10 protein-coding genes are annotated in these 15,229 nt (G+C 41.2%); 5 read left to right on the forward strand and 5 right to left on the reverse strand.

Features of this window, described 5'->3' with window-relative positions; genetic code table 11:
* The first annotated feature begins 154 nt into the window (after positions 1 to 154).
* The 4 genes from BM291_RS14835 to BM291_RS14850 all read left to right on the forward strand — a co-directional run bounded on the left by BM291_RS14835 (position 155) and on the right by BM291_RS14850 (position 4,892).
* Positions 155 to 898, forward strand: coding sequence for a GLPGLI family protein (locus BM291_RS14835; RefSeq protein WP_092898797.1), 744 nt, complete (start codon positions 155 to 157; stop codon positions 896 to 898).
* A gap of 1,072 nt (positions 899 to 1,970) precedes the next feature.
* Entirely contained in the window at positions 1,971 to 2,963 is a 993-nt protein-coding gene (locus tag BM291_RS14840) for an LLM class flavin-dependent oxidoreductase (RefSeq protein ID WP_092898799.1), read from the forward strand.
* A 223-nt stretch (positions 2,964 to 3,186) separates the two neighbouring features.
* Entirely contained in the window at positions 3,187 to 3,777 is a 591-nt protein-coding gene (locus BM291_RS14845; RefSeq protein WP_092898865.1) for a Crp/Fnr family transcriptional regulator, read from the forward strand.
* A gap of 236 nt (positions 3,778 to 4,013) precedes the next feature.
* Complete coding sequence (locus BM291_RS14850) at positions 4,014 to 4,892, forward strand: pirin family protein (RefSeq protein ID WP_092898801.1); 879 nt, start codon at positions 4,014 to 4,016, stop codon at positions 4,890 to 4,892.
* A 264-nt stretch (positions 4,893 to 5,156) separates the two neighbouring features.
* Here the strand turns inward: BM291_RS14850 and BM291_RS14855 are convergent, their stop codons facing one another.
* Entirely contained in the window at positions 5,157 to 7,574 is a 2,418-nt protein-coding gene (locus BM291_RS14855) for an ABC transporter permease (RefSeq protein WP_092898803.1), read from the reverse strand.
* Positions 7,575 to 8,741: 1,167 nt separating this feature from the next.
* Positions 8,742 to 9,479 carry a YoaK family protein gene (locus tag BM291_RS14865; protein ID WP_092898807.1) on the reverse strand — a complete coding sequence of 246 codons (738 nt, stop codon included), beginning with the start codon at positions 9,477 to 9,479 and terminating at the stop codon, positions 8,742 to 8,744.
* A 547-nt stretch (positions 9,480 to 10,026) separates the two neighbouring features.
* On the opposite strand from BM291_RS14865, the gene BM291_RS21940 reads away from it, so the two are divergent.
* Positions 10,027 to 10,173, forward strand: coding sequence for a lmo0937 family membrane protein (locus BM291_RS21940; RefSeq protein ID WP_139229105.1), 147 nt, complete (start codon positions 10,027 to 10,029; stop codon positions 10,171 to 10,173).
* Between the two features lie 298 nt (positions 10,174 to 10,471).
* On the opposite strand, the gene BM291_RS14870 is transcribed toward BM291_RS21940, so the two are convergent.
* Genes BM291_RS14870 through BM291_RS14880 form a run of 3 tightly spaced genes read right to left on the reverse strand, consistent with a single transcriptional unit; the run spans position 10,472 to position 13,788 of the window.
* Positions 10,472 to 12,736, reverse strand: coding sequence for an ATP-binding protein (locus BM291_RS14870; RefSeq protein WP_092898809.1), 2,265 nt, complete (start codon positions 12,734 to 12,736; stop codon positions 10,472 to 10,474).
* 2 nt (positions 12,737 to 12,738) lie between these two features.
* Entirely contained in the window at positions 12,739 to 13,344 is a 606-nt protein-coding gene (locus BM291_RS14875) for a biliverdin-producing heme oxygenase (protein ID WP_092898811.1), read from the reverse strand.
* 6 nt (positions 13,345 to 13,350) lie between these two features.
* The gene (locus BM291_RS14880) at positions 13,351 to 13,788 is read right to left on the reverse strand and encodes a response regulator (RefSeq protein ID WP_092898813.1); all 438 of its coding nucleotides are present in this window, start codon (positions 13,786 to 13,788) and stop codon (positions 13,351 to 13,353) included.
* Positions 13,789 to 15,229 lie beyond the last annotated feature (1,441 nt).

The following is a 15,229-nucleotide window of genomic DNA, read 5'->3' on the forward strand; positions in this document are numbered from 1 at the left end:
GAATTCAAACCTACATTTCAAGAAATACAAACCACCAAGTTTACCAATAAAAAAAGCCGTTGATTCCTCCCTATTCACCAAGGAATATGTAGTTAAAAAAAGATAGGTTTCAATGTAATATTCTGATTCAGCCAATTCTTAAATCATCAAAACAATGAAATTAAAATACCTAAAGACCCTTATCCTAATATTAATTTCTACAGGACTAAGAGCCCAAAATATTGTGGGTGAGGTGGAATACCGATACCGCATATTCTATGATAAAATCTATTCCAACCTGCCCAACATTACCCAGCAGGAAAAGGATAGGATCCAACTTACTTGGAGTAATCCTGATGGCTACAGCACTCGGATGAAACTTCAGTTTTGGCCAGAAAAAAGTCTCTACACTTTCGGAGAACCCTATCAGGTCCAAAGTTACTCTTGGCAAGTGGAGGACTATTTCATTGAAAACAATTTTGAAGACCAGACCTATCTGAAATACATGGATCAAATGGGCAAAACTTATATCGTTCGTGACAGCCTAAATACGCCAAAATGGAGGGTAATGAACGAAATACGGGATATCCTGGGACACATGTGTATGAAAGCTGTTTCTGAAGACAGCATTAAAGGCCAAAAGATCACTGCTTGGTTTGCCTCAGACATTCCTGTTCCTATGGGTCCAGAGGAACAATTCGGGCTTCCAGGTTTGATTTTGGCTTATGACATTAACGACGGTATGCTCATCGTAGAAGCCGAGAAAATCACTTTTGGAGAACCGGAAGAAATCATCACCCTGCCAAAAAAATTAAAAGGACGAGAAGTATCGGGCACAAAATATCAGGACATAGTTCGAGAGTTTATCCAGACTTCCAACAAAAGCAAGCAAGCTTGGATGTGGGGTATCAGATATTGAGTAGGTTGTAGAGCGTACAAAGGTGAAAAGTAAAAAGGTTTGAAAATTGCCTGGAGATGTACAATCCTCGCGAACTGTAAAATCAAATCTGATTATCTGTAATGATGCCAGTAGCCTTATTTTCTTTGGTTTACTGGCTGGAAGACCGAAGCCCGACTACTGGCGAGGGTAACCGAAGTAGCCTAAATTCTTGAGTTGACCAAATCCTATTATGCTTTTGGTTCTTTACTGGTAACAAATCGGATATACATATTAAATAAGTAAGGGGCTGATAGATTAACCATCAGCCCCTTGTTTATTTTATACAGGTATAGTAAAGAATCTATCCAATGACAGACTAATTTTTAACGATTTAATCCAGAAGAGTTTCGCATTCAGCGATACACTCACGGCACGAGTCTGCACATTCCTGACAAGCATCATGATCGTGCTTTTCACATTCGTTAGCACAATTGTAACAAGCATCCAAACATTGTTGCATAGAAATATCACGGTCAAGCGCGCTACTATCTGAGGCAGCAATACAATCCTTGCATGCGTCTATGCATCGTTCGCAAAGCAATATGCATTGCTCCATGCCCTTCATTTGTTGACATGATTCTATGCAGGCTAGACAATCAGTAATACACTTCTCACAAGCTGCGATACAGCTGTTCTTAACTTGGGTTAGTGAGTTCATAAGGTAATATTTAAGTTTAATAATAAGCTTTACTCATTTGCCACATTCAAAAATTGAAGTACCTAATACTTAAAACATTAGAGGTAATTATTTCAATTTTCACTAGCATGGCTATTTGTATACTTCCAATAAACAAGCCAGCGAGTGAACTTTCCCTTATGATCGCCTTTAAAGCACTATTGGACTATTCCAAGATGGTTTAGTTTATCAATTCTGCTGAATGACACGTAAATACGGGGTGTAATTATCTCATTGTGGGGAAGCCAAATGAATTTATTGAAAGTAGCAGCCTCGCAAGAAACTTTCTGCGTGATTTTTCTATTAGCATACAAGGAAAACATCCAACCTAGATGAATACAATTTCCTATTACGAAAAGTAAAAAACCAGCTATTTTGAATACTACCAAACCCTATTCCCTACTCGATCTTGCTATTGTACGTGAAGGCTTTGATGCCAAAGATGCATACATAAGAAGCTTGCAAGTTGCCCAGCATGCTGAGAAACTTGGCTACACCAGAATGTGGCTAGCTGAGCATCACAACATGGCAAACGTAGGAAGCTCCTCTCCTCAGATTCTAATAGGCTACTTAGCCAATGGTACTTCTACGATTCGTTTGGGATCTGGAGGAATCATGCTTCCAAACCATAGCCCACTAGTTATCGCAGAGCAATTTGGAACGCTCGCTACACTTTACCCCAACCGCATTGATCTAGGACTTGGCAGAGCACCGGGAACAGATCAGACCACCGCGACAGCTTTGAGAAGAGGCAGACATGAGTCAGTTCAAGAATTCCCAAGCGATCTCGATGATCTTCGTCGTTATTTCTCTGAAGATAATATAGACTCCAAAGTTCGGGCATTCCCAGCCGAGGGAATAGATGTGCCTATTTACTTGCTAGGTTCGAGCATGAGTTCTGCTGTGCTTGCCGCAGAAAAAGGTTTGCCCTACGCATTCGCCAGTCACTTTGCTCCAGGGTATTTGATCAATGCTTCTAGACATTATAGAGGAAACTTCCAGCCTTCTGAAAAACTTTCAAGTCCATACTTTATCTCCTGTGTGAATGTGATCGCTGCAGATACGGATGAGGAAGCACATTACCTGGCAACTTCCTTTTATCAGACCGCTTTGGGGATCATACGTGGAAAATCTTATCCTATGAAAAAACCTGTGAAAAGCATGGACGGTATCTGGTCAGAACCTGAAGCTGCGGCGATTCAGAATATGATGGCTTGTACATTCATAGGGACAAAAGAATCCCTCAAACCACAATTCGAAAGCTTCTTCAAGCAGGTAGAGGTGGATGAGTTGATGGTATCTACGAATATATACGATACCGACAAGCGATTGAAATCCTTGGAAATCACTGCCGAGGTTTTAGGATAAACTAGTTGGAAGACCGGAGACAGAAGACTGGAGACGGGAGACGGGAGACGGGAGACCGGAGACTGGAGACGGGAGACAGGAGACCGAAGACAGGAGACAGGAGACCGATGTGACCTCAATGCTTAGGTTTGCCAAATTTTATGATGCATTTATCTCATTACTGTAAGAAAAGCAGATAAGCATATTGATCATTTTGATTATTTTGAAGCCTAAACTCCCTGTCGTGCTAGATAATTTTAAGCTCTATTTAAGTGAAAAAAGTGACCTTACGGAAGCTGCTATTGATAAAATCCTGAAAGAGGTAAGAGTAGAAAGCATCCAAAAGGGTGAATTTCTACTCTCTGCCGGGGATGTCTGCAAGCATGCATTTTTCACCGAGAAAGGGCTTCTTCGGGCATTCACTGTGGATGAATCGGGTAAGGAACACATTATTCAATTCGCTCCTGAAAACTGGCTAATTTCCGACCGAAGTAGTATTTACTTCAATGCCCCTTCGGACCTCTTTATAGAAGCTATAGAAAACAGCACGGTGATTTTCATCAGTACCGAATTTATGGGAGTGGTCTCAGAGATGAGTTCTAAATTCCGTAAAGCAAATGATCGGGCACTTCAGAGCCATATCCGCCAACTCCAACATCGAATCAACCAATTGCTTGGAGCTACGGCGGAAGAACGCTACTTAACTTTCATCCAGAAATATCCAGATCTGCTACTCCGAGTACCACTTTGGATGATAGCTTCCTATCTGGGCATCACTCCAGAGTCACTAAGTAGAGTGAGGAAAGATCTTGCGAAAAAGAATTTCAAGTCCTGATTAGATCTTACCATACATCAAGGCACAGGTGCCAGTCCATGTTGATATTTGTTCTATCATTTAATGGTTATCCGCAATGATGCCAGCGACCAAAGTTTCTTTGCTTCCCCGGACGGAAGTCCAAAGACAGGGGACCGAAGTGGCCTAAATGCTAATGTTAACCAAATCTTGTAATGCTTTAGTCTCTTTACTGGTAGAAAAGCGGATATAAATATCTCATTTAAACAAACATCATCATGGCAACCAAAAACATAGAAATCATCGTCAATCCACCAGCACCTCATTTTGTAGGTGATGGATTCAGAGTTCACAATTTCATTCCAAGTGGATATCATCTGGATATGCAGCGCATGTCTCCTTTTATCATGCTGGATTACAATTCCAAGTTTCACTTCCCTCCTTCTAATGAACCAAAGGGAGTTGGGGTACATCCACATAGAGGTTTTGAGACGGTGACTATCGCCTACAAAGGAAAGGTAGCTCATCATGATAGCACCGGAAATACCGGAGTAATCGGTGAAGGTGATGTGCAGTGGATGACTGCTGCTTCAGGTATTTTACACAAGGAATACCACGAGGAGGAATTCAGCCGTACAGGTGGAGAGTTTCAGATGGTGCAGCTTTGGGTGAATCTTCCTGCTAAAGACAAAATGAGTACTCCCAAATATCAGGGCATCACTAATGATCAGATTCAGAAATTCACTTTGGCGGATAATGCTGGAGAAATAGAAGTGATAGCTGGAGAATACCAAGGACTAAAAGGCTCTGCAAGTACGTTCACGAAGGTAAATCTGATGAATGCGAAGTTGAAAAAAGACGGAGTCGCTAACTTCTCTTTCCCAGCCCATTTCAATACAGCATTGCTTGTGATCGAAGGAGCTATAGAAGTGAATGGAAAAGAGAACGTGGGAACCGACAAGTTCGCATTATTCGAAACAGAAGGAGAAAGCTTCGAAATCAAAGCAAGTGAAGATGCTGTAGTATTGGTTTTGAGCGGTGAACCTATCAATGAGCCTATCGCATCTCATGGTCCTTTTGTAATGAATACAAAGGAGGAATTGATGGAAGCATTTAATGACTTCAACGTAGGGAAATTCGGGTATTTGGAGGATTAATTCCTTCGTGAACCATAAAACAGAAGCCCCTGGATCAATGTGATTTAGGGGCATTTCTATTATTTTCGCGAAGGTATTCTCCCGCAGATTTACACGGATAACTATCGCAGATTCTCGCAGATTAGGGTTCATGTTCCATTCAGTTATTTGCACAAAAAAATCAGCGTCAATCTGCGAGTCTTTTCTGCGAAGATTTGCGGGAAACTTTCTACTTTATTTTATCAGACATCATCTGCGGGAAACAATTTTAAGAAAACCTAAGCGCTATTCATCCGTCAAACTATCCACGGGATTTGCTAAGGCAGCTTTCACGGCTCTAAAACCCACAGTGGCTGCGGTGATCAAAAGAGAAACTGCAATCACGAGTACATACAGTGCGATTGGCACAGAAGTTTTATAAGAGAAATTCTGTAACCACTGATCCGTGAGGTAATAACCCAGAGGAACGGCGATCGCAAAGGCGATGAACACGAGGTAAATAAATTCCTTAGAAAGCAGGAAGGTGATCTGAGGAATTGACGCACCCAGAACCTTTCTGATGCCTATTTCCTTAAGCTTCTGCCCTACCAAGAAGGAAATCAGTCCATACAGACCGATGGAAGAAATCACTATAGAAAGAACAGCGAAGATTTTATAAACCAGCGCCAGTTGATTTTCTCTTTGATAGAAATTGGCAATGCTTTCATCCCAAAAGGTTCCGGAGTAGATCGCATCTGGATACACCTTCTTAAATTCTTCCTCTATGCTTGCCAGGGTTTCTTTTCCTGCATTTTTATCCAGTTTCAATCCTAGAACGCCATACTGGGATTTTCTGGTTGCAATAATAAATGGCTTCACTTCATCGCGTAGTGAGTTCTGCGCAAAGTCCTTCACTACACCTGTAATGGTCATCCAAGGCCCACCTCCACCAATGGTAATCGTTTTTCCTAGGGCTGCGTCCGGACTAGCTATATTCAGTTTCTTGGCCATGGTCTCATTAATTACGGCTTCCTTCAGGGTATCGCTTTCCGAAAAGCCAGTTCCAGCAGCAAACTGCAACCCGTAATTTTCGAAGTAATCCGCATCCCCATATTTCAAGGAAGTCATAAACTGCACATCTTCCCTTTTGCCGTCAAACCAAAAATTGGAACCCCAATTATTATCTGAGGAAGGCACATCGCTGGACAGACTCACACTTTTGATCTGAGAATTACTTTGTAGTCTTTGTTTGAGCACTTCTAGCCTACCGTCTTTGACCTCATCGCTAGGTATGTCAAAATAGTAAACAGCATCTTTTGAAAAACCCAAATCTGCCGACTGGATCTCCGTCATTTGCTTCACTGCGATCACCGTTGCTATCATCAGAATTTGAGCAATGGCAAATTGCATCACCACCAAACTTCTACGGAGGGAAACCCCACCCACCTGTGCCAGTTGAATCTTATTTTTTAAGGCCTGAATTGGCTGAAAACCAGAAAGAATTATCGCCGGATATAGACCTGAAAGTAAAGTGACTCCTATAACTATAGCACTAGAAAAAAGCAAAAATGAAGGAGTAATCAATCTAATAGAGTCAGGCACCTCTGCTACTTTGCCCAAGTAAGGAAGCAAAACTGTAGCAACAAGGGTAGAAGTAATCGCGGAGACAAAAACAATAATAAATGTTTCTCCGAAGGATTGTCCAATTACCTGAAGGCGACTACCACCCATTACTTTCCTAATTCCAACTTCCTTGCTTTTGCCGATAGCTTGAGCGGTGGAGAGGTTTACGAAATTAATAGATGCCATGATCAAAATGAAAACTCCAATCAGAGCCAAGGTATAAATGGTTGCTTTTCGGATCATCTCCCCGCTGATTGGTTCAAATCGACTATCAAAGTGGATTTCATGCATTGCCTGCAAGAAAAATGATTTCTTGGAACTCCCACGATCCTTGTAATTCTTCTCTGCAAAAGCCACTAGCTGTTGATCGATTTGATCTGCACTACTTTCCTTGGGGAGCATTACATACAGTTGAAAGTTACTTCCGAAGCTCCCCCATTCTTCAAAATTGTATTCAAAGACCTCCACATTACTTTTCAAAGTCTGGTAAGAGGCAAGCATATTGAACCGGAAATTACTGTTGTCAGGAATGTCTGCTACGATAGCCGCTACGCTAGCTTCCACACGTTTTGCTAGAAGAATAGATTTACCAAAAGCATTCTCCCAAGTTCCAAATAGCTTTTTGGCTTCTGACTCTGTCAACACCACTTGCCCAGGTTTATCCAAAGCTTTCAGATCACCTGCCAGCACCTCCACATCAAAAAGTTGAGCATAGCCGCTATCCGTAAAAAATGCGTCTTCCACAATAAACTTATTATCTCCAGTGTTGGTGACCGCATTATCTATGGTAACAAAGAGGGAGGAATTAATTACTGGAACTAATGCGTCAATGCCAGTGAGGTCATTTTTCAATGCATCCGGCATAGGTGGTGAAACTCCTGGATTAAAGGCTAAGCCATCTGAGTATTCATCCTGAGTTACTACTCGATAGATCCTATCCGAATTGGACTGAAAGTCGTCGTAGCTCAGTTCGTAACTGACAACTGTAAAAAGCATAAATGCAGCTGTGATCCCAAGGGTCAATCCGAAAATATTGATCAGCGTCACTCGCTTTCCTTTCTTAAGATTGCGCCAGGCGATTTTGGAGTATATTTTCCACATAAGTATCGTAGTCAAAAATGCAGTTCTGGCACTCAACTATCCAAGATCAAACCAAAATTAATCGATTCCAAACGGGCTGTAGCGAGGATTTCTATCAAATAACCGGTATTACTCCGATCATTTTTGTTCGTATTCGGGCGAAGAGAGGGTTGGTTGGTTAGGTGTTGGTTTTTAGGTGTTGGTTGTTAGGTGTTGGTTGGTGGTTGGTGGTTGGTGGTTGGTGGTTGGTGAATTTAAAATGAGGGGAATTGAGGAGTCGGGAAGTTGGAAACGGATCTAACTCCCCCTTGGAGTAGGAGTTTTGAATGTTGAATATCGAATGATGAAGGTGGAGGCAGGCCGGAAGATTTGCGCTAGAGGAGATTAGGTAGCAATGCCGTAGGCATGACAGATTTATAGCTACGGGTTTTAACCCGTAGTAAATGAAGAAATAGGCTATTTCCCTCGGTCCTAGGGCATAATGGGATAGGGATGTTTGTACCGAGGATGGAAAGGAAATATCCAACACGTCCAGCTTCTGGAGAAGCAGGACAGCGGACAGGCAAAAGACGGAAACGTAACCTTGCGGGATGTCGAATTTTGGATGTCGGTAAGTTCGAATGATGAATGTTGAATATCGAATATCGAATGATGAATGATGAAGTTGGAATGCAGTCAGGAGACTGCACTATCAAAAGCACAAGTCATGAGACTTTGCGCTAGATCAGGCTTAATCAGGAACTTGCTATGGTAAGGGCGAATGATGATTCGCCCCTACATGGATACGGTTTTCACATTGATCCAAAAGGTCAGAATGGTAGGAAGCCTGCCGTAGGTAGGCATCGTTTGTAGCCCAGGGTTTTAACCCTGGGTAATAAAGATAATTGGCCATTTCCCTCGGTCCTAGGTCATAATGGGATAGGGATGTTTGTACCGAGGATGGAAAGGAATCCAAATGGGGAAATGGAGACTCGCTAGAGGGTATCCGATTGAAAAATTAGGAGATTGCTGTACGTTGACTGGTGTTGGTTGTTGGTTGTTGGTTGTTGGTTGTTCGTTGTTGGTTGTTCGCTTTTGGGTGTTCGTTGTTGGTTCCGCTTCGGAGGATAGGTGTGAGTGAATTTAAAATGGGAGAATTGATAATTAATAGAGGTAAAAAGATCTCTATGCTTATGTTGTCGCCTTTAATCAAGAATGCTTTTTAGAAAACTTACGTCTAGCTTTTAAAAGTCTATACCTGAAGTCATCATAGAACAAACTCACCAGCAAAATCATCGCTGCTATTACCAGGGTGTTTAATTCCATCTGAAGTTTGGAATAGAAAAACCCTCCTGCCAGTCCACCCCCAAAAAAGAAGGATATAATGAATATCCGCAATTTGATAGTCGCATGTAGCTTCACTTTATGTGGATATACCTTTGGGAAAAACAATTGGGAAATCTCTATCCCCAAATCTGTAAAAAGTCCCGTAAGATGAGTGGTTCGTACGATGGCATTGGAAATCTTCGTTACATAGGAATTCTGCATCCCCATGGCAAATAGCAGCAAACAGGCAATCAAATCTGCATGCTGAACTTCAACAAAATAAGCATACATGGCAATCGCTATCAGAAGCAGACTTTCTATTATTCCGGGTAATACAAAAACATTGAGTCTTTTGTTCTCTCTGAATTTCTCTATCAAAAGACTTGCGAAAAAGGAGCCTAGGAAAAAGGATAAAATGTAAATGAAATAAATTGTTCCTCTCCAAAAATCCAGATTTGCTACATCGTTAATGAACAGCGCAAAGTGTCCAGTGACATTAGTAGTCAACTGCTTAAATGCCAAAAACCCGGTAACATTCACAATCCCCGCCACAAAAGACAGTACGGAGGCCAGAAGGAGATTATGCTTGAAGGTTCTACTCTTACCCTGATGTCTAAACATTGACTTTTTATTTATCCTGAAACATGCATGCTATCATCTACTATGGTCCTAAACCATTTAAAAATCAGATGTTTCACTTCACCTATCCTCATTCCTCGCAAGAGGCTGTTGTAACTCTTACTACCCATACCAAGTAAAATAGCTTCTGAATTTTTAAGGCTATACAGGTGACTTAGCATTTTTCGTGTAACTGCGAATTTACCGATTTGAAATACAGTTAGCACCACCTCCCGTCACTTAAAGGGCATATTCCACAGGCTTGCATCCTAGCAAGAATGATATATATGACATCATTCTTCTACTAGCCTATTGAAGGTAAAACTGGGAGTAAACCTCCTATTCGCTTTTAAGAAAACAGCACAACTATACATTATTTAATGCCCGCTATGGGATTTAAATTTCCCAAAAAATTAGAGAAAGATCAGATATAATTGGCAAAACCTCCATTTAAAGCCATTTAGAGCGGATAATGCTAGATGGCATAAGGATTGAAAATCTAAAAAAATAGTATTAATCACTTTCTAATCACATTTAAAACAACAAAATCATGAGTTCTTTATTATATATAATTGCGGTAATTCTATTAATCGGCTGGTTAGTGGGAGTTTTCATCTATAGCGTAACAGGACTGATACACATACTTCTTGTTCTTGCACTAGTTGCTGTCATCTTCAGATTTATAGGCGGTAGGTAGAGTTAGGATCCTAAAAACTTGGCGTTTTGAGCTACATCGTAGTTCGGAACGCCATTTTTTTTTGTTTAAATGAAGAATGAATAATTTAAAATTTAAAATGAAGAATTATAAATTCTGAATGGAGAATGATGAATGATGAATGATTAATTTAAAATGTAAAATTTAAAATGGGGAATGGAGAAATTGATTCGCCCCTACTTATGAATTCTTGGTGATAGATATGTGGGCGAATGTTGATTCGCCCCTACTTATGAATTCTTGGTGATAGATATGTGGGCGAATGTTGATTCGCCCCTACTTATGAATTCCTGGTGATAGGGAAATACAAGCTAATGGTCGTTCCTTCACCGATAGAGCTGTTGGCTTTGATATAGCCATTGTGTTTTTGCATGATCTTTTTGCACAGGGCTAGCCCCATACCTGAGCCGGAATATTCAGATGAAATATGAAGCTTAGTAAAAATGTTGAAAATGGATTCCGCATATTCCTGATCGAAGCCAATACCATTATCCTGCACTGTAATCACGTGGAAGAGCGCATTCGAATGAGGCGTAAAGGCTTTAGGAGTCGCTGAGGAGCAGATTTTTATTTTAGGAGTATGGTCTGCTTTGGCATATTTGAGGGAGTTGGAAATCAGATTTGCAAATAATTGCTTGACCAAGAATTTCACTCCATAGATTTCAGGCAGTGTACCTATTTTAATGTTCATTTTTAAATCCGAACTACCTATCTCATCATCACTTACCTCTTGAATAAGTTCTTGCAAACCAAGCATTTCAAAGGGATCATCATTCTTCTTCAAACGGGTGTATTGGAGTATATCCCCCAGCAAATCCTGCATTCTCTCTGCAGAAAAATTCAGACGTGTTAGCATATGCATCACATGAGGTGGCAAATCCTGTTCTGCCATCAAATGTGAAGAGATCAATTGAAGTTTTCTTAGTGGCTCTTGCAGATCATGGGAACTTATCCAGTTGATATTTTCCAGTTCAGCATTTGCCTCTTTCAGCATTTCACTGAGGGTACGGTATTTCTCTTCCTCCTTCATCACCAGAATCATATTTAGCTGACGCTGAAGACTAAAAGCATAAGATGCAGTTGCATCCAGTTCAGACTGAAACCAGGGTTTACTGGTACAGTCTACGATCTCTTTCCACAGGTTAAATGAGTTTCTAGGAGACAATCCCTTCTTATCTTTAATAATTGACTTACTGGGATCACCTGCCCAAAGCACCTCGGATTTGGTTTCAGGTCTGTACCATATAATGCAATTGTTGCTATCCAGATCCAGAGAATGGTAGATCAGTCCAGCAGTCTTTTCACAGAGACTTTTATAATTTGGTAATTGATTTAGGAGTTTATCAGTACTGAAACTGGTATTGATGCTATGCTCGGTGAGGAAATCAGCCAAAAAAACCACCTCTTCATCGGAGTGTTCAACTCCGTGCTTGTACACATTTCCATCCACAATCAGAGAAACTCCAGAGGCATTACAAATCTCCAACAACTCAGGCTGTCTGATAAATTCTTCGAAGGATTCCTTATCTGCTGATAAGTTAAATGTATCGATCTTATCGAAAGCGCTATTGACCTTTCTGGACACTTCATATTCTGCGTGAGATTGTCTTAGGCCTATCTGAGAAGTAATGAAATGCCCCTGCAGAAGTGCAGCTCTTCTAATTTCCGGAGTTAAATTCTTTGGAGAATAATGATGGCAGGCAATCAGTCCCCAGAGCTTTTGCTTGTAAATAAGGGAAATAGTAAGCGTAGCCCCCACTCCCATGTTGTGCAGGTATTGCACATGTATAGGCGAGGTACTTCTCAGAATGGAAAGACTTAGATCCAGGTTTTTCCCTGGCACATCATCAACCGTAAAAACAGGAACAGGAGTATAATCCACGTCAGCTATAAGCCTGAGTAGATTTTTCATATACAGTTCTCTAGCCTGAGCTGGAATATCTGTATGCGGATAATGCAGGCCTAAAAACGGTTCCAAATCATCTCTACGACTTTCTGCATATACTTCCCCATTGTAATGGCTATCAAAACGATAAATCATTACTCGGTCATAGCCCGTCACTTCTCTGGTACCCTTGGCTACTAAGCTGCACAGATCCTGCATGCTGTGGGTGGAATGCATGTAGGTAAGAAACTGCGAAGTATGATCGTATACTTCATTGGGCATTCTGTGGCTTGGGTTTGCAGGCTCAAGTTCAAGAATATATACTTCCCCACTTCTGTGCACTGTACATACAAATTCGCTACCCAAAAGCGTCATTTTCAGAAGGGATGACGAGAGCATTTGTTGGGTAGTGATGTAGTCCAAAAGGGACTTCATGGCTTCAGGGCCAAATACATCTTCAAATGTTTTCCCTAAAATCATTGTATGAGAGGCCTCAATAAAATCAAGGGTATTCCCGCTACAATAATCTATTAAAAATGAATCTAGTTTTAGACCTATAAGAAACCCGTGTGGCTGTATGCTGCCGGGAATGTGAATGGGTTCTTGTTCACAATTAGTAAGGTTAACTAGATCACGATTAACAATGTCCTTTATCCTCATATTTAACTGTTTTCAAGAGTACCTTGAAAATGTTTGCTTATACTATCGAAAGCATGATTTGCACCGGAGATGATTTCATCTCCATTATGGTATTTCTGTTCGTGGGCTAATAATTGTGTCATAAACTCTTTCCAAAGCAATCCTGTGCGTTCTCCATAACCGGAAAAGTATGCTGCTCCAGAATCCGCTTCTAATCCCAATACTTTATTAATATGCTTAAAAATTACTCTGCCTCCAAGAGAAGAGCCTTCTATTACATAAAGGACACCCATAGCAAATCCAATGGAAATTCCTTGCTTCGAAAATCCAGTAAGCTTGAGCCTATTTTGTTTTTTAAAGCCTAAAACTTCAAAATCCTTCTCCAAGAGAGAAGTTTTCTTTCTCTGGTCCAGAGTGTTGATTTCAGTGCTGAGGATAGGAAAAACTGTGGTTTCCACAGCTACAATAACGTCATGCATTAAATCCAAATAGTGTAAGTACTCTTGGATAGCTACTTCAGGTGCCAGAATGGACTGAGAGACAGGCAAGGATTCTAGCTGCTCATGAAGTGGTGCTGTGGATTTCCTGAGTTCCTGAGTAAATTCTGAAGACAATAAAGGAACAGTCATTTAGGGTTAATTGCTTGAGTAGGTAAAATTAGAATGGTCGGGAATGAAAGTTTCCCAATTCATCTGTAGGGAGTGTTGTATGGATTGTTTCAGCTCATCAAACCGCGAGGATTTAGGAACGTAATAATTCGCGCCAAGAGCCAAGGATTGCTTAACAAAGGGTCCGTCTTTGGTGGTTGACAGCATGATGACTGGTAAATTCTTAAACTTATCAGACTCCCTTAATTTCTTCAATACCTCCAAACCATTCATTTTAGGCATATTAATATCCAAAAACACCAAATAGGGAGTTGGAGGAGGATTATTGATAGCTTCCAATAGTTCAAGCCCATCCGCATGAGTGACCACTTCATAATTACCGCCGATTTGTTTGATAATTAGTTTAAAAAACTCCAAATCATCCAAATCATCATCAGCATAAAATATTGTAAGTTTCTCGTTCATGGGAAGGTGAAAATTTGATCGGTAGTAGCAAATTGCTTGCAAATATACAGAAAATTATGCCTGTGTTGACAGGTCTGTTTGGGATAGTTCCGCAAAGCTGGCGGGGGTTGGCGGTTGTTGGTTGGTGGTTGTTGGTTGGTGGTTGTTGGTTGTTGGTTGTTGGTTGTTTCCGCTACGCCTTGGCGCACAGGCACGGCGGACAGGGGTTGGTGAATATAAAATGGGAGGAATTGAGTCGGGAAGTTGGAAACGGAGCTGACTCCCCCTTGGAGTAGGAGTTTGAATGGATGAAGATTGATGACCGGTGACCGGTGTCAGGTGTTGGTTGGTGGTTGTTGGTTATTGGTTGGTGGTTGGTGGTTGTTTCCGCCACAGGGGTTGGTGAATTTAAAATGGGAGGAATTTAAAATTTAAAATGAGGGAATTAGAAATTAAAAATTCATAAAAGTAGCGAAGTGTGAGTATCACCCTGAAGGGGTGAAACCATTAATAGCCATGGGTGAAACCCATGGTAAAGAAAGATTAAAGACCATTTCCCTCGGTCCTAGGTCATAATGGGATAGGGATGTTTGTACCGAGGATGGAAAGGAATCCATATGGAAAAGTGGAGACTTGCGCTTAATCAGGTAAGGGCGAATGATGATTCGCCCCTACATAGATTCGGTTTTCACATTGATCTAAAAGGTCAGAATGGTAGGAAGCCTGCCGTAGATAGGCATCGTTTGTAGCCCAGGGTTTTAACCCTGGGTTTAAAAAGACATTTAGGCCATTGCCCTCGGACCTGAGCCTTCTTTTGGAAAAGAATGTTTGTACCGAGGAATGGAAACGAGATGTCGGATCCATCCAGCTTCTGGAGAAGCAGGACAACAGAGAGATTGATATCCGTTGACTGGTGTCAGATGTTGGTTGTTGGTTATTGGTTGTTGGTTGTTGGTTATTGGTTGTTGGTGGTTGGTTGTTGGTTGTTGGTGGTTGGTGGTTGGTGGTTGGTGGTTATTAGTTATTAGTTGTTGGTTGTTGGTTGTTGGTTGGTGAATTTAAAATGAAAGGAATTGAAAATTTAAAATGGTAGGAATTGAGTCGGGAAGTTGGAAACGGAGCTGACTCTCCCTTGGAGTAGGAGTTTGAATGTTGAATATCGAATGATGAATGATGAATGATGAAGGTGGAGGCAGGCCGGAAGATTTGCGCTAGAGGAGATTAGGTAGCAATGCCGTAGGCATGACAGATTTATAGCTACGGGTTTTAACCCGTAGTAAATGTAGAAATAGGCCATTTCCCTCGGTCCTAGGTCATATTGGGATAGGGATGTTTGTACCGAGGATGGAAAGGAATCCATATGGGAAAATGGAGCGCTAGATCAGGCTTAATCAGGAACTTGCTATGGTAAGGGCGAATGATGATTCGCCCCTACATGGATACGGTTTTCACATTGATCCAA

The sequence above is a fragment of the Algoriphagus aquimarinus genome (genome assembly GCF_900112005.1).
In the GTDB taxonomy this organism is placed as follows: domain Bacteria; phylum Bacteroidota; class Bacteroidia; order Cytophagales; family Cyclobacteriaceae; genus Algoriphagus; species Algoriphagus aquimarinus.

Coding starts and splice junctions, on each gene's coding strand:
- BM291_RS14880 (WP_092898813.1), bottom strand. CDS start 13,788: ATGAACGAGAAACTTACAATATTTTATGCTGATGATGATTTGGATGAT.
- BM291_RS14865 (WP_092898807.1), bottom strand. CDS start 9,479: ATGTTTAGACATCAGGGTAAGAGTAGAACCTTCAAGCATAATCTCCTT.
- BM291_RS14835 (WP_092898797.1), top strand. CDS start 155: ATGAAATTAAAATACCTAAAGACCCTTATCCTAATATTAATTTCTACA.
- BM291_RS14850 (WP_092898801.1), top strand. CDS start 4,014: ATGGCAACCAAAAACATAGAAATCATCGTCAATCCACCAGCACCTCAT.
- BM291_RS14870 (WP_092898809.1), bottom strand. CDS start 12,736: ATGAGGATAAAGGACATTGTTAATCGTGATCTAGTTAACCTTACTAAT.
- BM291_RS14875 (WP_092898811.1), bottom strand. CDS start 13,344: ATGACTGTTCCTTTATTGTCTTCAGAATTTACTCAGGAACTCAGGAAA.
- BM291_RS14855 (WP_092898803.1), bottom strand. CDS start 7,574: ATGTGGAAAATATACTCCAAAATCGCCTGGCGCAATCTTAAGAAAGGA.
- BM291_RS21940 (WP_139229105.1), top strand. CDS start 10,027: ATGAGTTCTTTATTATATATAATTGCGGTAATTCTATTAATCGGCTGG.